The 22,734-nt window shown below is 66.7% G+C and carries 21 protein-coding genes and 1 tRNA gene; 9 read left to right on the plus strand and 13 right to left on the minus strand.

Features of this window, described 5'->3' with window-relative positions:
- Positions 1-20: 20 nt before the first annotated feature.
- The 5 genes from pstA to PV773_RS19210 form a co-directional block, all read right to left on the minus strand.
- Positions 21-1,337 carry a phosphate ABC transporter permease PstA gene (pstA, locus tag PV773_RS19190; protein ID WP_347967888.1) on the minus strand — a complete coding sequence of 439 codons (1,317 nt, stop codon included), beginning with the start codon at positions 1,335-1,337 and terminating at the stop codon, positions 21-23.
- The gene (gene pstC, locus PV773_RS19195) at positions 1,334-2,800 is read right to left on the minus strand and encodes a phosphate ABC transporter permease subunit PstC (RefSeq protein ID WP_347967889.1); all 1,467 of its coding nucleotides are present in this window, start codon (positions 2,798-2,800) and stop codon (positions 1,334-1,336) included. Before pstC ends, pstA begins: the two co-directional genes overlap by 4 nt.
- Positions 2,801-2,898: 98 nt before the next feature.
- The gene (locus PV773_RS19200; protein ID WP_347967890.1) at positions 2,899-3,936 is read right to left on the minus strand and encodes a substrate-binding domain-containing protein; all 1,038 of its coding nucleotides are present in this window, start codon (positions 3,934-3,936) and stop codon (positions 2,899-2,901) included.
- 278 nt (positions 3,937-4,214) lie between these two features.
- Positions 4,215-7,151 carry a response regulator gene (locus PV773_RS19205; protein ID WP_347967891.1) on the minus strand — a complete coding sequence of 979 codons (2,937 nt, stop codon included), beginning with the start codon at positions 7,149-7,151 and terminating at the stop codon, positions 4,215-4,217.
- A 120-nt stretch (positions 7,152-7,271) separates the two neighbouring features.
- A complete protein-coding gene (locus tag PV773_RS19210; protein WP_347967926.1) occupies positions 7,272-7,628 on the minus strand; it encodes an antibiotic biosynthesis monooxygenase in 357 nt (118 codons plus the stop codon).
- 755 nt (positions 7,629-8,383) lie between these two features.
- Here PV773_RS19210 and PV773_RS19215 point away from each other — a divergent pair.
- Both PV773_RS19215 and PV773_RS19220 read left to right on the plus strand, forming a co-directional pair.
- Positions 8,384-8,611, plus strand: coding sequence for a hypothetical protein (locus tag PV773_RS19215; RefSeq protein ID WP_340037817.1), 228 nt, complete (start codon positions 8,384-8,386; stop codon positions 8,609-8,611).
- Between the two features lie 256 nt (positions 8,612-8,867).
- Positions 8,868-9,368, plus strand: a complete 501-nt coding sequence (locus PV773_RS19220; protein WP_347967892.1) for a hypothetical protein — start codon at positions 8,868-8,870, stop codon at positions 9,366-9,368.
- A gap of 57 nt (positions 9,369-9,425) precedes the next feature.
- Here PV773_RS19220 and PV773_RS19225 read toward each other — a convergent pair whose 3' ends face one another.
- From PV773_RS19225 to PV773_RS19245, 5 genes are all read right to left on the minus strand, one after another.
- The gene (locus tag PV773_RS19225; protein WP_347967893.1) at positions 9,426-9,554 is read right to left on the minus strand and encodes a hypothetical protein; all 129 of its coding nucleotides are present in this window, start codon (positions 9,552-9,554) and stop codon (positions 9,426-9,428) included.
- Between the two features lie 109 nt (positions 9,555-9,663).
- A complete protein-coding gene (locus tag PV773_RS19230) occupies positions 9,664-10,011 on the minus strand; it encodes a hypothetical protein (RefSeq protein ID WP_347967894.1) in 348 nt (115 codons plus the stop codon).
- A 427-nt stretch (positions 10,012-10,438) separates the two neighbouring features.
- Positions 10,439-10,513, minus strand: a tRNA-Glu gene (locus PV773_RS19235).
- Between the two features lie 77 nt (positions 10,514-10,590).
- On the minus strand, positions 10,591-11,001 hold the full coding sequence (locus tag PV773_RS19240) for a VOC family protein (protein ID WP_347967895.1): 411 nt from the start codon (positions 10,999-11,001) through the stop codon (positions 10,591-10,593).
- The gene (locus PV773_RS19245; protein ID WP_347967896.1) at positions 10,998-11,381 is read right to left on the minus strand and encodes a fimbrial protein; all 384 of its coding nucleotides are present in this window, start codon (positions 11,379-11,381) and stop codon (positions 10,998-11,000) included. Before PV773_RS19245 ends, PV773_RS19240 begins: the two co-directional genes overlap by 4 nt.
- 25 nt (positions 11,382-11,406) lie before the next feature.
- Between PV773_RS19245 and PV773_RS19250 the strand changes: the two genes are divergently transcribed.
- Together PV773_RS19250 and rpoH are read left to right on the plus strand one after the other, a co-directional pair.
- Entirely contained in the window at positions 11,407-12,435 is a 1,029-nt protein-coding gene (locus PV773_RS19250; RefSeq protein ID WP_347967897.1) for an RluA family pseudouridine synthase, read from the plus strand.
- Between the two features lie 185 nt (positions 12,436-12,620).
- Complete coding sequence (rpoH, locus tag PV773_RS19255; RefSeq protein ID WP_340037824.1) at positions 12,621-13,520, plus strand: RNA polymerase sigma factor RpoH; 900 nt, start codon at positions 12,621-12,623, stop codon at positions 13,518-13,520.
- Between the two features lie 132 nt (positions 13,521-13,652).
- On the opposite strand, the gene PV773_RS19260 is transcribed toward rpoH, so the two are convergent.
- Positions 13,653-14,015: a cell division protein ZapA gene (locus PV773_RS19260; RefSeq protein ID WP_340037825.1), complete on the minus strand. Its 363-nt coding sequence runs from the start codon at positions 14,013-14,015 to the stop codon at positions 13,653-13,655.
- 7 nt (positions 14,016-14,022) lie between these two features.
- On the minus strand, positions 14,023-14,295 hold the full coding sequence (locus tag PV773_RS19265) for a DUF4164 domain-containing protein (protein ID WP_340037826.1): 273 nt from the start codon (positions 14,293-14,295) through the stop codon (positions 14,023-14,025).
- Between the two features lie 285 nt (positions 14,296-14,580).
- Here PV773_RS19265 and tkt point away from each other — a divergent pair, with 285 nt between their 5' ends.
- The 5 genes from tkt (at position 14,581) to ybaK (ending at position 20,928) form a co-directional block, all read left to right on the plus strand.
- Complete coding sequence (gene tkt, locus PV773_RS19270) at positions 14,581-16,569, plus strand: transketolase (protein WP_347967898.1); 1,989 nt, start codon at positions 14,581-14,583, stop codon at positions 16,567-16,569.
- 23 nt (positions 16,570-16,592) lie between these two features.
- Positions 16,593-17,603 carry a type I glyceraldehyde-3-phosphate dehydrogenase gene (gap, locus tag PV773_RS19275; protein WP_347967899.1) on the plus strand — a complete coding sequence of 337 codons (1,011 nt, stop codon included), beginning with the start codon at positions 16,593-16,595 and terminating at the stop codon, positions 17,601-17,603.
- 303 nt (positions 17,604-17,906) lie between these two features.
- Entirely contained in the window at positions 17,907-19,766 is a 1,860-nt protein-coding gene (locus PV773_RS19280) for a potassium/proton antiporter (RefSeq protein WP_347967900.1), read from the plus strand.
- Positions 19,767-19,918: 152 nt separating this feature from the next.
- On the plus strand, positions 19,919-20,392 hold the full coding sequence (locus PV773_RS19285; protein WP_347967927.1) for a VOC family protein: 474 nt from the start codon (positions 19,919-19,921) through the stop codon (positions 20,390-20,392).
- 62 nt (positions 20,393-20,454) lie between these two features.
- Complete coding sequence (gene ybaK / locus PV773_RS19290) at positions 20,455-20,928, plus strand: Cys-tRNA(Pro) deacylase (RefSeq protein WP_347967901.1); 474 nt, start codon at positions 20,455-20,457, stop codon at positions 20,926-20,928.
- Positions 20,929-21,043: 115 nt separating this feature from the next.
- On the opposite strand, the gene PV773_RS19295 is transcribed toward ybaK, so the two are convergent.
- A complete protein-coding gene (locus PV773_RS19295) occupies positions 21,044-22,690 on the minus strand; it encodes an alpha/beta-hydrolase family protein (RefSeq protein WP_347967902.1) in 1,647 nt (548 codons plus the stop codon).
- Positions 22,691-22,734: the final 44 nt, after the last annotated feature.

Consider the following 22,734-nt stretch of genomic DNA (forward strand, 5'->3'; position numbering starts at 1 on the left):
GGGGTGCTCCTTGTCCACGCCTACCAGCGCCGCTCGAAACGCCGCCTGAGAACGATGGCGACGATGTTCATGGCCATGAGGAAGACCAGCAGGATGATGATGGCGCCCGACATGCGCTCGACGAAGGCGCGTTCGGCCTCGTTCGCCCACATGTAGATCTGCACCGGCAGCGCCGTCGCCGGGTCGAAGGGGGTTTTCGGATAGTCGGCCACGAAGGCCACCATGCCGATGAGCAGCAGCGGCGCCGTCTCGCCCAGCGCGCGCGCCAGGCCGATGATGGTGCCGGTCAGAATGCCGGGCGCAGCCAGCGGCAGCACGTGCTGGAACACCATCTGCATCTTCGAGGCGCCGAGTCCGAGCGCGGCCGAGCGGATCGACGGCGGCACCGCGGCAAGCGCCGCGCGGGTGGCGATGATGATCGTCGGCAGCGTCATCAGCGTCAGCACCAGGCCGCCGACGAAGGACGCCGAGCGCGGCAGGCCGAGGAAGTTGATGAACACGGCGAGGCCGAGCAGGCCGAAGACGATCGACGGCACCGCGGCGAGGTTGTTGATGTTCACCTCGATCAGGTCGGTGAAGCGGTTCTTCTTGGCGAATTCCTCGAGATATATCGAGGCGGCGACGCCGATGGGCAGGGCGAGCAGCAGCACGATGCCCATCATGAAGAACGAGCCGATGATGGCCACGCCCAGGCCCGAACTCTCGGGACGGCTGGAGGCGCCGAAGCTGAACAGGCCCGTGTTGAAATGCTCGCTCATGGCGCCTTCGGCCTCGAGCTTGTTCATCCACTCGACCTGCTGGTCCGAAACCTTGCGGCGGCTCTCCGGCACGCTGAGGTCGATCTGGCCCTTATAGGCCGAGTCCATGTTCGCCGCGGCGAGGATGTCGACGTTGCGCGTGGTGCCGATCACCGAGGGGTCGGCAGCCACGATGGCGCGGAGCTGCACCCGCGAGCCCTCGGACAGGAAGCCCTTGAGCTTGCGCACCGTGGCGCGGTCCTTCGGGTCGATGCCGAGCTTTTCGATCAGTGCGTTCTCGGCGAGCTTCGGATAGTTGGCCGTGATCAGCACGTCCGGATCGGTGGCCCGCTTGTTGTCGGGGTCGATGATCTTTTCGTCGAAGCTGATCGGCAGCGTCACCGTCGTCTGCCAGAAGGCGGTGTAGCCCTTGGTTACGATCGAGCCGAGCATGATCGCCAGGAACGCCAGGCCGACGGCGATCGCCAGCACCCCGTAGAGGCGGAACCGGCGTTCGGCGGCGTAGCGCTTCCTGAGGCCGATGTCGCGGCGCGCGGGCGCGGTCGAACTGGTCAGCGTGTCGAGCGAAATATCGGTCATTCGTACTGCTCCCGGTACTTCCGGACGATGTAGAGCGCGACGATGTTCATCACCAAGGTCAGTGCGAACAGCGTGATGCCGAGCGCGAAGGCGACGAGCGTCTGCGGGGTGTTGAACTCCAGGTCGCCCGTCAGCTGGTTGACGATCTTGACCGTGATGGTCGTCATCGCCTCGAACGGGTTGAGCGTCAGGTTGGCCGCCACGCCGGCCGCCAGCACCACGATCATCGTCTCGCCGATGGCGCGCGAGGCGGTGAGCAGGATGGCGCCGACGATGCCCGGCAACGCGGCCGGCAGGACGACGCGCTTGATCGTTTCGGAGCGCGTGGCGCCGAGGCCCAGCGAGCCGTCGCGCAGGGCGCGCGGCACTGCCGTTATGATGTCGTCGGAGAGCGACGAGACGACCGGGATCAGCATGACGCCCATCACCAGGCCGGCGGTCAGGATCGACTGCGCCTGGATGAAGGGCGTGCCGCCGGCAAGGGCAGCACTGATGTCGCGCAGGAACGGCCCGAGGGCCACCAGCGCGAAGATGCCGTAGACGATGGTCGGGATGCCGGCCAGCAGCTCCAGCGCCGGCTTGACCAGCGCGCGTACCTTGGGCGCGGCGTATTCGGACATGTAGACGGCCGACATCAGCCCGATCGGCACGGCGACGAGGAGCGCCACGAAGGCGATGTAGAGCGTGCCGGCGAGAAGCGGGATCAAGCCGAACTGGCCCTCCGCGCCACCGGAGCCGGCGGCGGCGAAGCGGGGATCCCAGACCGTGCCGAAGAAGAAGCTCATCGGCGACACCTTCTCGAAGAAGGCGATGGTCTGGAACAGCATCGACAGCACGATGCCGATCGTGGTCACGATCGCGATGGTGGAGGCCCCGACCAGGCCGCCCAGCATGATCTGTTCGACGTTGTTGCGCGCCCGGGTACGCGGGCTGATCCTGCTCAGCCCGTAGACCGAGCCGATCAGCGCCACGCCGATGGAAACGATCGCGGAGATCAGGTTCAGCCGGTCGGCGGTGCGGTTGGTCTCGACCGCGATCGGGATCATGTAGTCCTGCGTGTCGGGGGCCAGCGCGACGCCGTTGGCCGAAAGCATCGGCTGCAGTTCGGCGAAGGTCTGGGGCAGCGCGACCCGCTCCTTGTCGTCGAGGCGGTTGAGCCCGCTGGCGAGGCTCTTCACCAGCCCTGCGGCCAGGTCTTCATGCGCCACCGTGCCGTCGGCGACGTCGGCGGGAAGAGCGGAATGGACGAAACTGTTGAGATAGGCGTTGGCGCCCACGCCCCAGGAGGCGAGGAAGATCACCGCCGGCACGACGCCCGTCAGGAACGCCCACCAGCCGTGATAGTGCGGCCGCGAATGCGGCTTCACCGTCCCGTCGTCCTGCGCGACCGCCCGCTGCCGGCCGATCACGAACGCAGCCAGGCCTATGGCAAGCACGATGGCGAAAACGGTCAGGAAGGACATGGGCCAGCCTCGGTGGATTCAGATCGCTATGCCGAACGGGACAGCGGGCAGAATATTCCATGGGGCGCCGGCTTTTTCCGGCGCCCCATGGCAGCTCATTACATGGTCTTGCCGGCGCCAAAGGCTTCGCGCTGCGCGGCGCGCTCGGCGTCCGGCGCGGCAACCAGGCCGTAGTCGGCGAGCGGGCTCTCCGGGCCGACCATCTGGTCGTCGAGGAAGAACTCGACATATTCCTTCAGGCCGGGGATGACGCCGAGATGCGCCTTCTTGACGTAGAAAAACAGCGGACGCGACACCGGGTACTCACCCTTGGCGATGGTCTCGACCGAAGGCGTCACGCCGCCGACGGTGGCGACCTTCAGCTTGTCGGCGTTGTTTTCGTAGAAGGCCAGGCCGAACACGCCGACGCCAGTCTTGTTCGAGTCGATGCGGGCCAGCGTCTCGGAATAGTCGCCGTCGATGTCGATGGCCTTGCCGTCCTTGCGGACCGCCTTGCAGGCGGCTTCGGCAGCCTTGTCGTCGAGGCCCGAAGCTTTGCCGGCTTCGACGCCGCCGAGCTTCTTGCAGCCGGCGACCAGCAGCTTCTCCTCGAACACCTCACGGGTGCCGTGCTTCTCGCCCGGGATGTAGGCGGCGATGTCCCAGTCGGGCAGGTTCGGGTTGACCTGGTTCCACTTGGAGTTGGTGTTGTCGACCAGCTTGCCGTCGACGACGATCTTGGCGGCCAGCGCCTTGTAGACGTCTTCCGGCGTCAGCGCCCAGTCCGGGCCGTTCACGTCGGTCGCGAAGACGATGCCGTCATAGCCGATCTTCACTTCCTGGACGTCCTTGACGCCGGCGTCCTGGCAGGACTTGATCTCGTCCTTCTTCATCGGTCGCGACGAGTTGGCGATGTCGATGGTGTTCTCGCCCACGCCCTTGCAGAATTCCTTGATGCCGGCGCCGGAGCCGCCGGACTCGACCACCGGGGTCTTGAACTTGGTGAAGGTCTCGCCGAACTGCTCGGCAACGATCTTGGCATAGGGCAGAACGGTCGACGAACCGGCGATCTGGACCTGGTCGCGAGCCGAGGCGTAGCCTACCGAGGCGGCGAACGCGAGGGCCGCAGCCGACGCGGTGAGAAGAGCTTTTTTCATGGGGCCTGCTCCTGTTGGAGTATCTCGTTCGACGCCTTCTTTCGGCGCCCGGTGAGCCAATAGCCCCCCTCTATTACAGTTAGATGACAGTTATGTGTCACCCCGGTAACGGTCGCTGTGCATGGCGGCCAAGGCTTTGCGCGGCCGGTCCTTTGCCGGCGCGAGGCAAACAACAGACCGCGCACGAATGCAAGCCGCCTACCTAAAGGCAGGCAGCCGTTTCGCAGCGCGTTCCGTCACATTTCCACAGTCTTGGTATCGCCGGGGCCAAGGCCGGCTCACACCGCGCCGCGGCGTTCCTCGTCCTGCCACGACCAGCGCTCGATCTTTTCGAGCAGCGCCCGCGGGCTGATCGGCTTGGGCAGGTAGTCGTCCATGCCGGCTTCGAGGCAGCGTTCCTTGTCGCCCTTCAGCGCATGCGCCGTCACGCCGATGATCGGCACGCGCACGCCCGTGCCTTGCTCCAGCCTGCGGATCTCGCCTGTCGCCTCGAGCCCGTTCATCTCGGGCATCGACACGTCCATCAGGATGAGGCGGGGCCGGCGCTCGCCATAGGCGGCCACGGCGCGGCGGCCGTTGCCGACGATCTCGAAGCTCAGATTGGTCTCCGCCAGGATCTGGCTGAACACCAGCTGATTCACCTCGTTGTCCTCGGCGACGAGGATGTCGAGCCCGTCCTCGCCGGCTTGCCGCTGGCCATGGCGCATGCGCTTCACATTGGCCGCGGGAGCAGCCGCTTGCTTCGCCGGCAGCGTGGCCGCCGCGGCCTCGACCGGCGTGAAACTCGCCCCCCTGCGACGCTGGATGGTCGCCACCAGCGCCTCGAGCAGCGCCGAGGAGCGCGCCGGCTTGATCAGCTGCGCGTCGATGGCGAGGTCGTTGTAGCCCGGTCCCGACAGCGACTGGTCGACCGAGGTCAGCATGACGATCGGCGTCTCGGCGAGCCCCGGCATGCGCCGCACGATGCGCGCCATCTCGGCCCCGGTCATGCTCGGCATCTGGTAGTCGAGCACGACGCAATCGACCTTGATGCCGCGCTCATGCGCCGCGTTGAGCACCCGCAGGCCCTCGTCGCCGCTGCGCGCCGCGCAGCTGTCGAAGCCCCACGACGCCATCTGCTCGGACAGGATGGTACGGTTGACGGCGTTGTCGTCGACGATCAGCACCCGCGCCCCGCTGACGTCGATGAGCGCCGCCGGACGCGATTCGATCTCCGGCGCATCGGGCAGCACCAAGGAGAACCAGAAGGTCGAGCCCGCACCCTCGATGCTCTCCACGCCCATCTGCCCGCCCATCATGTCGACCAGCCGCGAGGTGATGGCGAGGCCCAGCCCCGTGCCCTCGTGCCGGCGCGTCGACGAGGAATCGACCTGGCTGAACTTCTCGAACACCAGCTTGAGCTTGCTTTCGGGGATGCCGATGCCGGTATCGGCGACGGCGATGCGCAGCCTGGTCTGGTCGCCTTCGCCGCTGCCGGTCACGTCCACCAGCACATGGCCGGAATCGGTGAACTTCACCGCATTGCCGATGAGGTTGGTGATGATCTGCCTGATGCGCCCGACATCGCCGACATAGCAATGCCGCAGCTCGGGCTGCATGCGCACGATCAGTTCGAGATCCTTCTCCTTGGCGCGCGTCGACATCAGCGTCGCCACGTCCTCGACCGCTTCCGAGAGGTTGAAGGGCGTGGGGTCGAGCACCAGCTGCCCGGCGTCGATCTTCGAGAAATCGAGGATGTCGTTGATGATGGTGAGCAACGCATTGCCCGATTTGACGATGATGTCGGTGAAGGCGCGCTGCTTGGGATCGAGATCGGATTTCGCCAGGAGCTCGGCCATGCCGAGCACGCCGTTCATCGGCGTGCGGATCTCGTGGCTCATATTGGCGAGGAACTCCGACTTGGCGCGGTCGGCGAGCACCGCCCGGCGCTGCGCCTCCTCCAGTTCCCGTTCGCGCTGCTTGAGTTCGGTGATGTTGGTGGTCGAGCCGATCAGGTAGAGCGATCCGTCGGAGGCCATCAGCGCGCTCTTGCGGGCGAACTGGTGGCGGGTCGAGCCGTCGGACTGCGTCGCCGTCTCCTCGATCTCGAGGGTCGCGCCGGTCCGCATCACCTTGCGGTCGGCCTCCATGAAGGCCTCGCCCTCGGGGCCGAAGATCTCGGCGTCCGTCCTGCCGATCGCCTCTTCCTTGGAACGGCCGGTGAGCTCGCACCACCCCTGGTTGACATACATGAGCCTGAGGTCGTCGCGCTTGGCGTAGATCGACACCGGCACGTTGTCGATCAGGCTGCGGAACACCTCGTTCTCGCGCATGCTGTCCTGCAGCGCACGTTCGCGCTGCTTGAGTTCGGTGATGTCGACGCGCACGCCGATGAAGGTTCCGTCCGCCAGCCTCTGGTCGAAGATCTGGTACCAGTGGCCGTCCGGATTGCGCCTTTCGCGCACCGTCTGGGTGGCGTGGTAGCGGCCCGCCATGCCCTCGACCCAGGCCTCCGGGTCGGCGTCGTAGAGCGCGTCGAGCGCCACGTCGCCGGTGTCGCGGTAGTAGCCGTGGCGCTGCGCCAGAAGCAGGCTCTCGCGCAGCGAGCTGCCCTCCACCATGGCCGGGGCCAGTGCCGGCAGCGCCTGCTTCAGCTTCCGGTTGGCAAGCACGAAACGGTCGTCGCGGTCGTAGATGACGACGCCGGCCGGCAGCGATTCCAGCACCTCGGTCAGCCGTCGCCGCGCCTCCTCGGCTTCCGTCTCGCGCCGCTTCATCTCGCTGACGTCGTAGTAGGAAACAAGGCGCTTGCCGCCGGAAAGCGCTGTCACCGAATAGATCATCGTGCAGCCGTCGGCGCGGCGGAACTCGCGCGGCACCACGTCGCCGGCGCGGATCTCGTCCTCGCGACGGGCGACATAGGCCTCCCATTCGCCGTCGGCAATGTCGTAGACGCCGTTGTGGCGGTTGATGTCCATCAGCGCGCGGAAGCGGCAGCCCAGGGCAACCTGTTCGTGGGTCACCTTCCAGATGCCGTAGAATGCCCGGTTGATGAACTGCACATTGAGGTCGCCGTCGACCAGCACGACACCCATCGTCATGGATTCGATGGTGCGCTCGAGGTCGGCATGAGGCAGGTTCACCTCATGTCCGTCCGCTGCAACAGGCGTTCCCGTCGGGCCGCCGGCCCGCTCGTCCGCCGGCACGTCGCCGTCCGGCCCAAGGTCTTTCCGCATCCCCGTCTGCCCTGCATGCAAGGGCGGGCGCGCTCCTCCGCACACCGCCGCGGCAACCATGCCGCAGAAGCACTAACGATCGATTAACCTTAATGCGGGCCGTAAGCCGGCTTGCCGCCGTCAGTCGTCGTTGGCGGCGTTGAGTTCCTCGGGCCTCATTCCGCCATTGGGCTCCTTGAGGATCAGCGAGGCGGCCATGATCAGCCGGCGCGACTTGAGCAGCGGCGAGATCGAGGCCTGCACGTCGGGCATGCGCGGATTGCGCTCGTGGGCGGCGACCGCCGCCTCGTCGACATAGAGCTCGTTGACCATCACCTTGTTGGCGATCGGCGTGCCGTCGCGCTCCACCGGCTTGATCACCTCGAAACGCAGGCAGCCCGGCTCCTCCTGCAGCGTCGCCCGCGCATGTTCCGAGATCAGGTCGATGAACTGCTCTTCGGCCCCGTCCAGCGTCTCGAACTCGACGATGATGGTCATTTCAGACAAGCGCGGTTCCCTTCTGCTCGAAACCGGCGGTCGGTCCGCCCGTTTGGTGCGCAGCCTCGCCCTGCGCCTCCGGATGAGGCTATGACAAGGCGGAAAGAATGAAAAGGCTGGAAGGTCTCGCAACGCACCGGCGGGCTGAAGGGTTGTGCACCCGCCGGGCGTTGCCGAAGACGCGCACTCGATACACTGCGCAAAGGGATGGTGCGGGAGCGATGGTGAACGATCGGTGAAGAGGCGCCGCCGAATTCGATTTTCCCGCCTCCGGCGATGGAACCATGGCCCGGCTGCGGAGTTCACCTCAGGCGCAGCCGAGCGTGGTCTTTATTCCTTTCAGCCGCGCTCGCCAGGGCCTGTCGCCTGCCCCGCGGCAGGCCCTGAACGCGGAAATGCTGGGTTTCCAACAATTGAATACAACCCAGGGTGACTCGACATCGGAGCGGTTGTGGAGCAATCTTCGCCTGAAAATAGAAAAGCGGCACCATGCAACCGTCGCGATTGGGAGGCAAGGTCGATGCAATCGGCTATGGCCCGCGTTGTCCTTAAGACGGACGGCCTGACACTCCCGGCTCATCTCGATACTTGCGTAACGGCTATGGCGACGTCGCCCGATCGGAGGATCGGCGCGGCGGCGTAGGACGCCTCGTCTCCGAGACAGCGCGCAATTGCGCGCGCGGTGCAGCCTTCTATTGATACGGGCAGGCGCATACCGGAAGGCAAATAACCAGGTAACCCCTTGGGAGAAGACTATGGAGCACGTACTTTTCACCCGGCCTAACTCCCCGATTTATCCTGCTGACCTCAACCTCATCCAGCGCGTGTTCGACCAGATCTGCATCGACCGCGGCGAGGACCCGAGTTCCGTGTGGGCAACCGAAATTGCCAGGACATTGATCTCCCTCTATCGGTCCGGTGTGCGCGACGAAGGCATGCTTCTGGCCAGCGTGCCGCGCTTCAGGGCGAAGACTGCGGCCTGACCCTTTCCAATCACCAAGCAACGCATGACAGCCGGAGGCGACCGTCTCCGGCTGTCATTGCCTGCAACTTGCATTTTCCGGCGGCATGGTCCGTTTTCCCGCAGGCCAGCCGCTGCCGGCGCCCGAGGTCTTGCCGCCAAGGCCCCTATAATTGTCGTGAACGTCGCCTCGCCGGGATGGACGATCTCCCCCGCTGGACCGACAATGCCCCACGTCAGTCCACGGGAATCACCGGCAAGGCCGGCAGGGGCGACAGATGGATCGGCTCGCAACGATGGTCGTGGCGATCATCGCCGCTCTTGCCGCCGGAGCGCCGGCCGAGGGCGCCGAGCACCGCGGCCGGGCGCTGCTCGTCTCCCCAGGTCAGCACGGCGTGGCAGCACTGTACGGGCACTGGCCGCGGATCGCAGCCGACTATGCCACCGCGATGATGCGCTATCGGACGGCGGCGGAGTACGAGGGCCTCGAGCCACGGGCCTATCCCTTCATCCTCGTCGACCGGCCGCCCTATGGCGGCCCATGGACCTGGACCGCGTCCAACGGCTCGCACATCCGCCGCCTGCGCGACGGGTCGTTGTGGATCAGCCTCACCGATCGTCTCGGCAACTGGTTCGTCGAGATATTCTGCACGGATGCCGGCTGGCCGGTCTTCTCCTGCAGCGACGGCGTCGACCGCGTTGCCGCGGCGCCTGATCCGGGCCTGCTGATGGTCGACGGCCTCGAATTTTCGAGAAAGCTCCCGGCAAGCGAACCCTGAACCGGCGGGCCGCGGTAGGCCAGCCCCGCCGCGTCTGGCGGCGGGGCCGGTCTCAAGTCAGTGGGTGTAGAGATAGGCGGAGGTCAGCACCACGCCCACCAGCGCCAGTATGACGATCCACCCCTTGAGGGCTTCCTTGTTTCCGGCGGCGGCGGCCTTGGCCTGGCCGGTCTGATTGTTGCTCATGATATTCCCTTGTCGGGCAAAAGGTCCGGAGACGGCCGCGCGGCCGCGCCCGACGCATCATTTCGGTCGAACGCCGGCAGCGGCGCAGCTGTCGATGAAGAGTTGGTCTCTAGACCTCGGCCGGCGGGGCGCGCGCCGAAAAGGCGACAAAGCCTGTGTTGGGCAGCATTGCGGCGCGCGGCGGCGCAACTGCCAGCCGCGCTTGCCGCAGCGCGTTGCTCCACGCCGCGGCGGCGTAGAGCGCCTTGCTGCCGTTTCCGGTCGCCTTCGGCTCCTGCTGCGAGCCGGAATTGCGAATGGCGCTGAGGTCGCGATCGGGATTGGCCAGGACCGGAAGCACATTGCCGTCCGAGAGGCCGGCCTGCTGGCCATAGGGCACGGCCGTGGGCAGCGGCGAAGGCGCGAGGCTCGGCAGCAGCACCAGCGCCCAGAAAAGCAGCGCCGTCAGCGCGCGCATCGAGAATGTCGCCCGCCAGTCGCGAGCGCCGGATGCGTCGGTGTGGGTGTCCTGCGGTCGGATCGTTGGTGTCCCCGTTCCGCCGCCCTTGTCGCATCTGCAGCGGCCGTGTTCAACCGCCCGCGTGTGGACCGGCAGCGGATGCCCCGGAGGACGTCCATAGCTCGAAGGAACTAGACCGCCATCGCGATAGCGCCGGGTGCTCCTCTCTGGCACCATGAGGGCGTGATCCTGGGGATCGCAAGCCAGCGCTTCGAAGGGCGCCGCAACTCCCGCAACAGGTGCTGGCCATGGCGGATCCGGTCGTGGGTGCAACCCCGCGACCGGCCGTTGTGTTTTTGGCCGGGGGCATTCGACGCGGACTCGTGCCATGAACGGCCCACCCCAAGCTATGGGATCGGACAAAATCCAAATGAATTCGGGAAGTTGGTACGCCCAAGGGGAATCGAACCCCTGTTTGCGCCGTGAGAGGGCGCCGTCCTGACCGCTAGACGATGGGCGCAGCCGAGAGCCGCGATATAGTCGGGCGTTTCCGAAAAAGCAACAGCCCCGCCGCGGTTATTTGCAGCCGCGCACAGTTCAGCGTTTCGGCTCGATGAGATCCCACAGGTTGCCGTGGAGATCGGCGAAGACGGCGACGGTGCCGTAGGCCTCGCGGCGCGGCGCTTCCCGGAACGACACGCCCCTTTCGGTCATCAGCGCATGGTCGCGGGCAAAATCGTCGGTTTCGAGGAACAGGAAGACGCGGCCGCCGGTCTGGTTGCCGATGCTCGCCGCCTGCCTGTCGCCGTCCGCCCGCGCCAGCAGCAGCCGCGCGCCCTGCCCTTCGCCGGGCTCGACCGTCACCCAGCGCTTGCCATGGCCGAGATCGACATCGGCGACGAGCCTGAAACCGAGCTTTTCCGTGTACCAGGCGATCGCCTCGTCATAGCCGGCGACGACCACCGCGACCGTGGCAACTCGCCGTCCCGAGGCGGGGAAGGCGCTCACTGCGCCTTGACGGCGAACTGGCCGATGATCCGGCGTTCGGCCATGTCGTAGACGAAGATGGTGCGGCTGCCGTCGGCGAGTTCCGCGTCGAGCGAGAGGCGGCCGCCCGAGATCGCCTGCGACACGATCCTGGCGCCAGCGGGCAGGACGATGTCCCCGGTCAGCGGCCCGCCGGCCGGCGTCGGGATGTCGCCGCCGATCACCGGCGTCGCCGTCTGCGCCGTGCGCGATTTGTAGACAAGCGCGCCGGCGACGGCCATAACGGCCACCAGCAGCAGCCCGATATTGATGACGGCAAAGCGGACGAGCTTCCTGCGCACGCGCTCCACTGCGGGATCGAGCGGCTTTTCGTCTTCTTCGTCGTGATATGGGCCGGCCATGGGCAAAACATCCGGAATATTTGCAATGAGCGCATCAGATAGCGAAGAGGCAGGCACATTGATAGTGCTGACGGCCGACTCCGATGCCGCAGGCCAGCGCATCGACCAGTGGCTGGCGGCGCGGCTCGCCCCCGACCTGTCGCGCAGCCGCGTCCAGGCGCTGATCAAGCAGGGCGCGGTGCGTGTCGCCGGCAGGCCGGTGGACGAAGCCAAGCGCAAGCTCGCGCCAGGCGACGAGATCGCCGTCGAGATGCCCGAGCCCGAGGCCGCCGAACCGCAGGGCGAGGACATCCCCCTCGCCATCCTGTTCGAGGACGACGAGCTGATCGTCATCGACAAGCCCGCCGGCCTCGTCGTCCATCCCGGCGCCGGCAACTGGAGCGGCACGCTGGTCAATGCGCTGATCCACCATTGCGGCGCAAGCCTCTCCGGCATCGGCGGCGTCAGGCGGCCCGGCATCGTCCACCGCCTCGACAAGGAGACGAGCGGCGTCATGGTCGTCGCCAAGACCGACCGCGCCCACAAGTCCCTGTCCGAGGCCTTCGCCGACCACGGCCGTACCGGCGACCTCGAGCGCGCCTATTCGGCGCTCGTCTGGGGTATCCTGCCGCGCATGACCGGCACGATCGACGCCCCGCTCGGCCGCCACGCCGACCGCGTCCGCCGCGCCGTCGTCCCCGAGCACCGCGACGACGCCCGCCACGCCGTCACCCACTACGCCGTCGAGGAGCGCTTCGGCGGGGATCAGGCCGAGTTCACCACCGCCAGCCTGGTCGAATGCCGGCTGGAGACCGGCCGCACCCACCAGATCCGCGTGCACATGGCCCATATCGGCCACCCCGTCGTCGGCGACCCCGACTACGGCCAGGCCTTCCGCACCAAGTCGAACCGCCTGCCCGAGCCGCTGCGGTCCGCCGTCAAGGCCTTCCCGCGCCAGGCGCTGCATGCCCGTCTCCTTGCATTCCGCCACCCGGCCACCCATCTGTTGATGCGGTTCGAGGCCCCGCTGCCTCGCGACATGGGGGAGCTGGTCGAGGGCTTTCGGAATCTCTGAAGGCACGATCAGGAAAGTTGACTGGCATTGTTCACTTTGGCGTGACACACTGTTTCGCGTTGAACAAAAGCTGTCTTTTCCGGTTTTGTTCCTGTATAGAACCCTTGGCGCGATAGGCGTTCGGCAGTCGCGCCACCTGCTCGCCTGGATCAGGGAGCAATTCTCGCAGAGAGGGAGGGCGCTTTATGGCCCAGTCACTACCCAGTATCGTTTCCGGTGAAGGCGGCCTCAGCCGCTACCTGGAAGAAATCCGCCGCTTTCCGATGCTTCAGCCGCAGGAAGAGTACATGCTCGCCAAGCGGTACAATGAGCATGAGGACACCACCGCCGCGCACAAGCTCGTCACCAGCCACCTGCGCCTCGTGGCCAAGATCGCCATGGGCTACCGCGGCTATGGCCTGCCCATCGGCGAGGTGATCTCGGAAGGCAATGTCGGCCTCATGCAGGCCGTCAAGAAGTTCGAGCCGGAGCGCGGCTTCCGGCTGGCCACCTATGCCATGTGGTGGATCAAGGCCTCGATCCAGGAGTACATCCTGCGCTCGTGGAGCCTCGTCAAGATGGGCACCACCGCCAACCAGAAGCGCCTGTTCTTCAACCTGCGCAAGGTCAAGGGCAAGATCCAGGCGCTCGACGACGGCGACCTCAAGCCCGACCAGATCGCCGAGATCGCCACCCGGCTCAACGTCTCCGAGGAAGAGGTGGTGTCGATGAACCGCCGCCTCTCGGGCGACGCCTCGCTCAACGCGCCTATCCGCGCCACCGAGGGCGAGTCCGGCGAGTGGCAGGACTGGCTGGTCGACGACCACGACAGCCAGGAAGAGATGCTGATCGAGCAGGACGAGCTCGAAAATCGCCGCGGCATGCTGGCGAGCGCCATGTCGGTGCTCAACGACCGCGAGAAGCGCATCTTCGAGGCCCGTCGCCTCGCCGAGGAGCCGCTGACGCTGGAAGAGCTCTCGGCCGAGTTCGACATCAGCCGCGAGCGTGTCCGCCAGATCGAGGTGCGCGCCTTCGAGAAGGTGCAGGACGCGGTCAAGGCGGCCGCCAAGAAGCAGGCCCAGGCGCTGCGCACCATCGACGCCTGACCACGGGCCTCAGCAGGAAACGAGAAACGCGCCGGCTTGCCGGCGCGTTTTGCATTTCGGCCTCACCGCCGGATGCCGGCAGCCCCTGTGCCTGCGGCGTCAGTGCCGTGTAACGTCCACTGCCGCGCCGGCTCAGGCCTTGCTCGTCAGCTTCACCGCCAGGTCTTCCATGCGCTGGGCCAGCGCGCCGAGCGCCCCGATCAGCGCGGAATCGTTCTTGTCGGCCTTGATCAGCGCGTCGTCGCGCGTCTTGCGCAGCGTCAGCACCTCGGTTTCCATGCCCTTGACGCGCTTCTGCAGCTCGTTGAGCTCGTCCATCACCATGATGCCGGCCATCACCGTCAGGCGCTGGTCGCCGATCTCGCCGAACGAGTCCTTGAGGTGCATGACATAGCGGTCGAACCGGCTGGCGAGATCGATCAGGTGATCTTCCTGCCCTTCGTCGCAGGCCATGCGGTATTGCTTGCCGTCGATGGTGACCGTGACTTGCGCCATCTCCACCCTACCTGTCCAGGACGGCGCGGATCGTCTCCATCGCCGTCACCAGTCGCCGCGAGACTTCCTTGTTGGCCTCTTCGAGCCGCTCGGCCCTGGCTTCGGAATTGTCGAGTTCCTGCGCCAGCCGCGCGCGGTCGGCATTCATGCGCTGGACCTCGGCCTCGGCTTCGCCGTAGTCCTGCTCCTGCTCCAGGCGCGCGCCGACCGCACCTTCCAGCGCGTCGATTGCCCTTCCGAGCCGGCCAATGACTTCCTTGAGTGTCGTTTCCCCGGTCATGGTTCCCGTATGGACCCTCGCCCATCACCGAATCGCGCACGTTTCAGAACGCGTTATGACTGAAACATTAGGCACCGGTTGAACGGGGCGTCAACAAAGCTGTTTGGCCTTTCCCCCGCTAACGATCTTTGCCCGGCGATCGGAACGCGGCGAAGGCGTGACCTGGCGCCGCAATAAGGCGGCGAAAACGCACCGATTTGTTGACTCAAGCCCTGTGCCTGCTATGTGTCGCCCACCTTTCCGGGGCCTCCGCCGCCCCATTTTTCTCGGGTTATGGGAGAGACGATGTCCTCGCGCGAAAAACACGACCGGATGGCCAACGCGATCCGCTTTCTTTCGATGGATGCCGTCGAGAAGGCCAACTCCGGCCATCCCGGCCTGCCGATGGGCGCCGCCGACATCGCGACCGTGCTCTACACCCGCTTCCTGAAGTACGATCCGGCCAACCCGCACTGGCACGACCGCGACCGCTTCGTGCTCTCCGCCGGCCACGGCTCGATGCTGCTCTACTCGCTGCTTTACCTGTCGGGCTACGAGGACATGACGCTCGACGAGCTCAAGCGCTTCCGCCAGCTCGGCTCGAAGACCGCCGGCCATCCCGAATACGGCCACGCCGCCGGCATCGAGACGACCACCGGCCCGCTCGGCCAGGGTCTCGCCAATGCGGTCGGCATGGCGCTCGCCGAGCGCATCCTCAACGCCCAGTTCGGCGACGCGCTGGTCGACCACTACACCTACGTGCTCGCCGGCGACGGCTGCCTGATGGAAGGCATCTCGCAGGAGGCGCTGTCCTTTGCCGGCCACCTCAAGCTCAACAAGCTGATCGTCTTCTGGGACAACAACAACATCTCCATCGACGGCCCGATCTCGCTGGCCGACTCGACCGACCAGCTCGCCCGCTTCGCGGCTTCCGGCTGGAACACGCTCGCCATCGACGGACATGACCCCGAAGCGATCGCCGGCGCCATCGAGGCGGCCAAGCGTTCCGACCGCCCGACCCTGATCTCGGCCAAGACCACCATCGGTTTCGGCGCGCCGTCCAAGGCCGGCACCAACAAGGTCCACGGCTCGCCGCTCGGCGCCGCCGAGATCGAAGCCACCCGCAAGGCGCTCGGCTGGGAATACCCGGCTTTCGAGGTGCCGTCCGACATCCTCGACGCCTGGCGCCTGGCGGGCCTCAATTCGGCCCGGAAGCGCAAGGAATGGGAAGGCCGTCTCGCCGAGGCCGGCACTGAAACCCGCGCCGAGTTCGAGCGCCGCATGCGCGGCGACCTGCCGGCCGGCTTCGATGCCGCGATCGCCGAGTACAAGAAGAAGCTCGCCGCCGAGAAACCGAAGGTCGCCACCCGCAAGTCGTCGGAAATGGCGCTCGAGGTCATCAACGGCGTGGTGCCCGAGACCATCGGCGGCTCGGCCGACCTCACCGGCTCGAACAACACCAAGACCAGCCAGACCAAGCCGATCTCGGCCGGCGACTACGGCCAGCGCTTCGTCCACTACGGCATCCGCGAGCACGGCATGGCCGCGGCCATGAACGGCATGGCGCTGCATGGCGGCGTCATCCCCTACTCCGGCACCTTCCTGACCTTCTCCGACTATGCCCGCCCGGCGATGCGCCTGGCCTCGCTGATGGGCATCCGCGTCGGCTTCGTCATGACCCACGACTCGATCGGTCTCGGCGAGGACGGCCCGACCCACCAGCCCGTCGAGCACCTCGCCGCGCTGCGCGCCATCCCCAACCACATCGTCTTCCGCCCGGCGGACGCCACCGAGGCCGCCGAATGCTGGCAGCTGACGCTCGAATCGGCGAAGACGCCTTCGACGCTGGCGCTCACCCGCCAGAACCTGCCGGCGGTGCGCACCGAGTTCGTCGAGGAGAACCTCTGCGGCTACGGCGCCTATGAGCTCGCCACCGCCGACGGCGAAGCCCAGGTCACCATCTTCGCCACCGGCTCGGAAGTCGAGATCGCGCTCGAGGCCCGCAAGCAGCTTCAGGCCGCCGGCCATCCGACCCGCGTCGTCTCGGTTCCGGCATTCGAGCTGTTCGAGAGGCAGAGCGCCGAATACCGCAAGGCGATGATCGGCAACGCCAAGGTCAAGGTCGCGATCGAAGCCGGCATCCGCATGGGCTGGGACAGCTTCATCGGCACCGACGGCATCTTCATCGGCATGCACGGCTTCGGCGCCAGCGCCCCGATCGAAGACCTCTACAAGCATTTCGGCATCACCGCCGAGGCCGCCGCCGAGGCGGCCAAGGCCCGGCTTCAGGCTTAAGACGTCCCCCAGGAGAACCAGACATGACCGTGAGAGTTGCCATCAATGGTTTCGGCCGCATCGGCCGCAACATCGTCCGCGCCATCTATGAGTCCGGCCGCAAGGACATCGACGTCGTCGCCATCAACGATCTCGGCCCGGTCGAGACCAATGCCCACCTCTTGCGCTACGACAGCGTGCACGGCCGCTTCCCGCACGACGTGAAGGTCGACGGCGACCAGATCATCATCGGCTCCGAGAAGTTCAGGGTCACCGCGATCAAGGACCCGGCGCAGCTGCCGTGGAAGGAGCTCGGCGTCGACATCGCGCTCGAGTGCACCGGCATCTTCACCTCGAAGGACAAGGCCTCGGCGCACCTCGCCGCCGGCGCCAAGCGCGTGCTCGTCTCGGCTCCGGCCGACGGCGCCGACCTGACGGTGGTCTACGGCGTCAACCACGACAAGATCACCAAGGACCATGTCGTCGTCTCCAACGCCTCGTGCACCACCAACTGCCTGGCGCCGGTCGCCAAGGTCCTCAACGACGCCTTCGGCATCGAGAAGGGCTTCATGACCACCGTCCACGCCTACACCGGCGACCAGCCGACGCTGGACACCATGCACAAGGACCTCTACCGCGCCCGTGCCGCGGCGATGTCGATGATCCCGACCTCGACCGGTGCCGCCAAGGCCGTCGGCCTGGTGCTGCCGGAGCTCAAGGGCAAGCTCGACGGCGTGTCGATCCGCGTGCCGACCCCCAACGTCTCGGTCATCGACTTCAAGTTCGTGTCCAGGAAGACGGTCACCGTGGACGAGGTCAACGCAGCGCTCGTCGCCGCCGCCAATGGCTCGCTCAAGGGCATCCTCGCCTTCACCAACGAGCCGCTGGTCTCCATCGACCTGAACCACAACCCGGCGTCGTCGACCTTCGCGCTCGACCAGACCAAGGTCATCGACGGCAACCTCGTCCGCGTCATGTCCTGGTACGACAACGAGTGGGGCTTCTCGAACCGCATGGCCGACACGGCCGTCGCCTTCGGCAAGACCATCGCCTGATTGCGACGCATGTTCGGACCGTTTCGGTCCCGTGACGACGCCCGGCCCCGGCCGGGCGTTTTCGTTTTTGCTGCACCGCAGAAAAATCTTTGGCCCAGCCGGCAAAAAAGCATTCTCGCTTGCGCATGGCCTTGTCTTCGCCGCACTCTCCATTGACCAGCAGAGAGCATGATCCCGAAGCGTAGGTCCGCGCAGCGAAAAGTGGGAACCGGTTTTCAAGGTCATGCTCCAGCAAGAATTTAGATCCTCCTCGATTTCTTGGGAATGGAGGAGGACCTAGGGCTGCTTCGCGGACAGGTCGGCATGGAACAGGCGGTATATCTTGTCACTCTGGTAGGCACGACGCTGGTCGTCGCCGCCGCCTTTTCGAGCCTGATCGCCTTCCGCTTCGGCGCCCCGCTGCTGCTCTTGTTCCTCGGCATCGGCCTTGCCAGCGGCGTCGATGGCCTCGGCATTGTCTTCGACAATGCCCACATCGCCTATTTCGTCGGCTCGATCGCACTCGCCGTCATCCTGTTCGATTCCGGCTTCGGCACCTCGGTCGGCGTGCTGCGCCAGGCCGGCATGCCTGCGCTCACGCTCGCCACCGTCGGCGTCGCCATCACCACGCTCATCTTCGGCGTCGCCGCCTACTACCTCACCGGTTTCAGTTGGCTCGAATCCTTCCTGCTCGGCGCCGCGGTCGCCTCCACCGATGCGGCCGCCGTGTTCTTCCTGCTGCGCGCCGGCAACATCAACCTGCGCGAGCGCGTCCGCGCGACGCTGGAAATAGAGTCCGGCACCAACGACCCGATCGCCATCTTCCTCACCATCACCCTGGTCGAGATCATCGCGCTCGGCGCCAAGCCCGACGCCGACCTTCTGCTCGTCGACCTCGTCATCGGCTTCTTCGTCCAGATGATCCTGGGCGCGGCCATCGGCCTGCTCGGCGGCTTCCTCATCGTCAAGCTGGTCGAACGGCTCAACCTCGACCGCGGGCTCTTGCCCATCTTCGTGCTGACGCTGTCGCTGCTGGTCTTCGCCGCCGCCGGCGCCATCGGCGGCTCGGGCTTCCTCGCCGTCTATCTCGCCGGGCTAGTGGCCGGCAACTCCGACATCCGCGCGGTGTCGACCCTCAAGCGCTTCCAGGACGGCATGTCCTGGCTCGCCCAGATCATCATGTTCCTGGTGCTCGGCCTGTTCGCCACGCCCTCGCAGTTTCCGGAGATCCTGCCGGCGGCGCTAGTGCTCGGCCTGTTCCTGATGTTCGTCGCGCGGCCGGTGGCCGTCTGGCTCTGCCTCATCCCGTTCAGCATCCCGCGCCAGGAAACCGCCTTCATCTCCTGGGTCGGCCTGCGCGGCGCGGTCTCCATCCTGCTCGCCATCACGCCGCTGCTCGGCGGGCTCGAGCATGGCCGCACCATCTTCAACATCGCCTTCATCGTCGTGCTGGCGTCGCTGATGGTGCAGGGCTGGACGGTCGGCCCGCTCGCGCGCCGCCTGGGTCTCATCGTGCCACAGCGCTACGGCCCGCTCGACAAGGTCGAGCTCGAGCTGCCCGGCTCCGCCCACCACGAACTGCTCGCCTATCGCGTCGTATCCGGCAGCCCGGTCGCCAGGGGCCAGCGCATCCCGCGCTGGGCCCGGCCGTCGCTGGTGGTGCGCGACGGCCGCTCGATGCGCTTCCAGGACATGGGCCGCCTCATGGCCGGCGACAACGTCTACATCTTCGTGCCCGACCGCTACCCGCGCCTGCTCGACCGGCTGTTCGCCAGCCGCGCCGAGGTCGATGCCGAGGACGAGGATTTCTTCGGCTCCTTCACCGTCGACCAGACCCATCTCGCCGGCGAGCTCGAGGCCGTCTACGGCGCCTCGATCAGGGAAGAGGAGCGCGGCCTCACCATCGCCGACCTCATCACCCAGCGGCTGCGCGGCCATGTCGAATATGCCGACCGCGTCTCGCTCGGCCTGATCGACCTGATCGTCCGCGACGTCGACGAGAAGGGCCGCATCGTCTCGGTCGGCCTGTCCGTCGAGCCCGCCCCGCCGCCGCCGCCGGTTCCCGTCTTCCTCAGCGCCGGCGAGATCCGCGATCGCGTCGCCGCCTTCTTCGCCCGCCGCAAGTCGCCGGCGGCGAAGGACATGGCCGCAACCACCTCCGAAGGCCTGTCCGAGGACGCCTGAGGCGCCGACGTCCGCCTTTTGGGCGTTGCGGCGGAACGCCGGAAGCGCGAGCGCATTCTATGTCCGTAGCGCACCGTCGGGGCGGACTGCGAACGCCTCCGGGTGCGCGGACAACCGGCGGACTTCAACGAGGAAAGGACGACGACATGGCCATCGCCAAGAACACGATCTGCCTGTGGTACGACAAGGACGCCGAGGCCGCGGCCCGCTTCTATGCCGAGATCTTTCCCGACAGTGCGGTGCATGCCGTCCACCGCGCTCCGAGCGACTATCCGTCCGGCAAGGCGGGCGACGTGCTGACGGTCGAATTCAGCGTCGCCGGCATCCCCTGCCTCGGCCTCAATGGCGGCCCGACGTTCAAGCACAACGAGGCCTTCTCGTTCCAGATCGCGACCGACGACCAGGAGGAGACCGACCGCTACTGGAACGCCATCGTCGGCAATGGCGGCGAGGAAAGCGCCTGCGGCTGGTGCAAGGACAAATGGGGCATCTCCTGGCAGATCACGCCGCGCGTCCTGACCGAGGCGCTGGCCGTCGGCGGCGACGAAGCCAAGCGCGCCTTCGACGCGATGATGGACATGAAGAAGATCGACGTCGCCGCGATCGTTGCGGCGCGGCGCGGCTGACGGCCCCGGCTCGACGCGCCGCCGCCCTTGCGGAGCCCGATGCCCCTGTTGCACAACAGGGCATGTCCAGGACCACGCCCGCCACCCTGATGCTTGCCAAGGCCGGCGTCCCGTTCGCGCTCGCGACCTATGACTACGACGCCGGCGCCGAGCGCGTCGGGCTGCAGGCGGCCGAGGCGATGGGCGTGTCGCCCGCAATCGTGCTCAAGACGCTGATGGTCGAGGTCGACGGCAAGCCGGCCTGCGTGGTCGTGCCCTCCGACCAGGAGGTCAACATGAAGAAGGTCGCCGCCGCCTTCGGCGCCAAGTCGGCGCAGATGATGAAGCCGGTCGATGCCGAGCGGCTGACCGGCTACAAGGTCGGCGGCATCTCGCCCTTCGGCCAGCGCCGGCCGGTCCAGACCGCGGTCGAGGAGATGGCGACGCTTGAGGACGCGGTCTTCCTTAACGGCGGCCAGAGGGGCCTGCAGATCCGCATGCGCCCCGACGACCTGATCGCAGCGCTCGGCGCCAGGGCGGCCGACCTCATTCGCTAGAGCAATTCCAGGAAAAGTGCGCAGCGGTTTTCCGTCCGGAATTGCGTCAAAACAAGGAGATAGAGCGTTTCCGCGATTCGAAGAAAAGCGGAAATGCTTTAGCGTCGGCCGCCGCTCACTTGCGCGCGTCAATGAAATGCTGCTTCAGCCGGGCGACGTCCCCGGCCGGCCAGCCCACGCCGGTCACCTCGAGCCAGGCGTCGATATAGTGCTCGGCGGCATAGACATGGCCGTGGCCTATCGGCGACGTCGTCGCCATGGCGACGTCGAGCAGCAGCTGCAGGAAGGTGACGACCGGATACCAGCGCAGGTCGGGCGACACGTCGGGCCCGCGCGGCGCCTTCATCCAGTCCGGCTCGCTGTAGAAGGCGTGCGGGTCGAAGAAGGTGATCGGGTCGCTGGCATATTGCAGGTAGACGACCCGCAACGGCCCCCAGGCCGCACCCGGCACGGCGAGCGCGTTCTTCTGTGCGGTGAAGCGGACGTAGGAGCCGTCGCGGAACTCGGGCAGCCAGGCCGGCGTGCCGGGATTGCGGTCGGCGGTGATAGCGTTCCAGATCCGGCTGGGGAAAGGCGGTCCCGCCCACAGCGCGCCCTGGTAGGGGTCGCCCAGCACCTCGAACAGCTCGTTGGAAAGCTCGGACGACAGCGCGCCGAGGCTGAGGCCGTAGAGATAGAGCTTCGGGCGCTTGTTCCTGGGCAGGGTGCGCCAGTAGCCGTAGACCTCGGCGAACAGGGCGCGCGCCTGCTCGGCCCCGTAGCCCGGCTCGACCAGCAGCGACAGCCAGCTCGCCAAATAGGAATATTGCGCGGCGACGCTCGCTATGTCGCCGTCATGCAGGAACTCGACCGGATCGATGCCCTGCTCGTCGACCCAGCCCGTGCCCGTCGGCGTGATGATGACCAGCGCTGCGCGTTCGAAGCCGCCCGCCCGCTTCAGTTCCTCGAAGGCGAGGCGGGCGCGCTGCTGCGGCGTCTCCGCCGATTGCAGCCCGACATAGACCCGGATCGGCTCCTTCGCCGGCCTGCCGGTGACGGCCTGGATCTCTGCGGCCGTCGGCCCGCTGGCGATGTAGGAGCGGCCCATGCGGCCGAGGTCCTGCCAGTGCACCAGCGAGCCGGCGCTGCCCGTCTTGCCCGGGTCGGCGGGCTGCTGCGTCTCGGGCGGCATCAGCGCATCGAGCCGCTGGAACGAGCTGTCGGCGGCGCGCAGCGCGTAGCGGAAGATCACCCCGTCGGCGACCGACCAGAACAGCAGCGCCGAGAGCGTGGTGCCGATGACGTAGGAGACGCGCGTCGGCACGTAGCGGCGCAGCCGTTCGGAGATGAACACCAGCGTCAGCTTGAACAGCCGGGCAAGCGCCACGATCACCACGAAGGCAATCAGCGCGATGCCGCCGACCTCGAGCGGATGGGCGGTGTCGAGAGGGTCGAGCCCCATGACGACGCGGATCGAATTCTGCCACTCGGCCGCGCGCCAGAGGAAGATCAGCCCGACGATACCGCAGGCGAAGGCGGCGGCCAGCTTGCCGAGGCTCAGCGTGCGCGCCTTGAGTTCGGGCAGCTCGAGATAGCGCCACAGCCAGCGCAGGAAGAAGCCGATGCCGTAGCCCGCGGCAGCCGAACAGCCCGAAAGCACGCCCTGGGTGAGATAGTTGCGCGGGATCAGCGTCGGCGTCAGCGAGAAGGCGAAGAACAGGGTGCCGATGAGCAGCCCCGTCGTCGAGAACGAGTTCCAGTATCTGATCGTCCAGTTCCGCACCGCATCCGCCCCGGCTTCCAGTCCGGGGCAACTTGCCGCCTGCC

Origin of the sequence: Mesorhizobium sp. CC13 (assembly GCF_039907765.1) — a bacterium.
Taxonomy (GTDB): Bacteria; Pseudomonadota; Alphaproteobacteria; order Rhizobiales; family Rhizobiaceae; genus Aminobacter.

Coding starts and splice junctions, on each gene's coding strand:
- pstA (WP_347967888.1), bottom strand. CDS start 1,337: ATGACCGATATTTCGCTCGACACGCTGACCAGTTCGACCGCGCCCGCG.
- pstC (WP_347967889.1), bottom strand. CDS start 2,800: ATGTCCTTCCTGACCGTTTTCGCCATCGTGCTTGCCATAGGCCTGGCT.
- PV773_RS19200 (WP_347967890.1), bottom strand. CDS start 3,936: ATGAAAAAAGCTCTTCTCACCGCGTCGGCTGCGGCCCTCGCGTTCGCC.
- PV773_RS19205 (WP_347967891.1), bottom strand. CDS start 7,151: ATGCGGAAAGACCTTGGGCCGGACGGCGACGTGCCGGCGGACGAGCGG.
- PV773_RS19210 (WP_347967926.1), bottom strand. CDS start 7,628: ATGACCATCATCGTCGAGTTCGAGACGCTGGACGGGGCCGAAGAGCAG.
- PV773_RS19215 (WP_340037817.1), top strand. CDS start 8,384: ATGGAGCACGTACTTTTCACCCGGCCTAACTCCCCGATTTATCCTGCT.
- PV773_RS19220 (WP_347967892.1), top strand. CDS start 8,868: ATGGATCGGCTCGCAACGATGGTCGTGGCGATCATCGCCGCTCTTGCC.
- PV773_RS19225 (WP_347967893.1), bottom strand. CDS start 9,554: ATGAGCAACAATCAGACCGGCCAGGCCAAGGCCGCCGCCGCCGGAAAC.
- PV773_RS19230 (WP_347967894.1), bottom strand. CDS start 10,011: ATGCGCGCGCTGACGGCGCTGCTTTTCTGGGCGCTGGTGCTGCTGCCG.
- PV773_RS19245 (WP_347967896.1), bottom strand. CDS start 11,381: ATGGCCGGCCCATATCACGACGAAGAAGACGAAAAGCCGCTCGATCCC.
- PV773_RS19250 (WP_347967897.1), top strand. CDS start 11,407: ATGAGCGCATCAGATAGCGAAGAGGCAGGCACATTGATAGTGCTGACG.
- rpoH (WP_340037824.1), top strand. CDS start 12,621: ATGGCCCAGTCACTACCCAGTATCGTTTCCGGTGAAGGCGGCCTCAGC.
- PV773_RS19260 (WP_340037825.1), bottom strand. CDS start 14,015: ATGGCGCAAGTCACGGTCACCATCGACGGCAAGCAATACCGCATGGCC.
- PV773_RS19265 (WP_340037826.1), bottom strand. CDS start 14,295: ATGACCGGGGAAACGACACTCAAGGAAGTCATTGGCCGGCTCGGAAGG.
- tkt (WP_347967898.1), top strand. CDS start 14,581: ATGTCCTCGCGCGAAAAACACGACCGGATGGCCAACGCGATCCGCTTT.
- gap (WP_347967899.1), top strand. CDS start 16,593: ATGACCGTGAGAGTTGCCATCAATGGTTTCGGCCGCATCGGCCGCAAC.
- PV773_RS19280 (WP_347967900.1), top strand. CDS start 17,907: ATGGAACAGGCGGTATATCTTGTCACTCTGGTAGGCACGACGCTGGTC.
- ybaK (WP_347967901.1), top strand. CDS start 20,455: ATGTCCAGGACCACGCCCGCCACCCTGATGCTTGCCAAGGCCGGCGTC.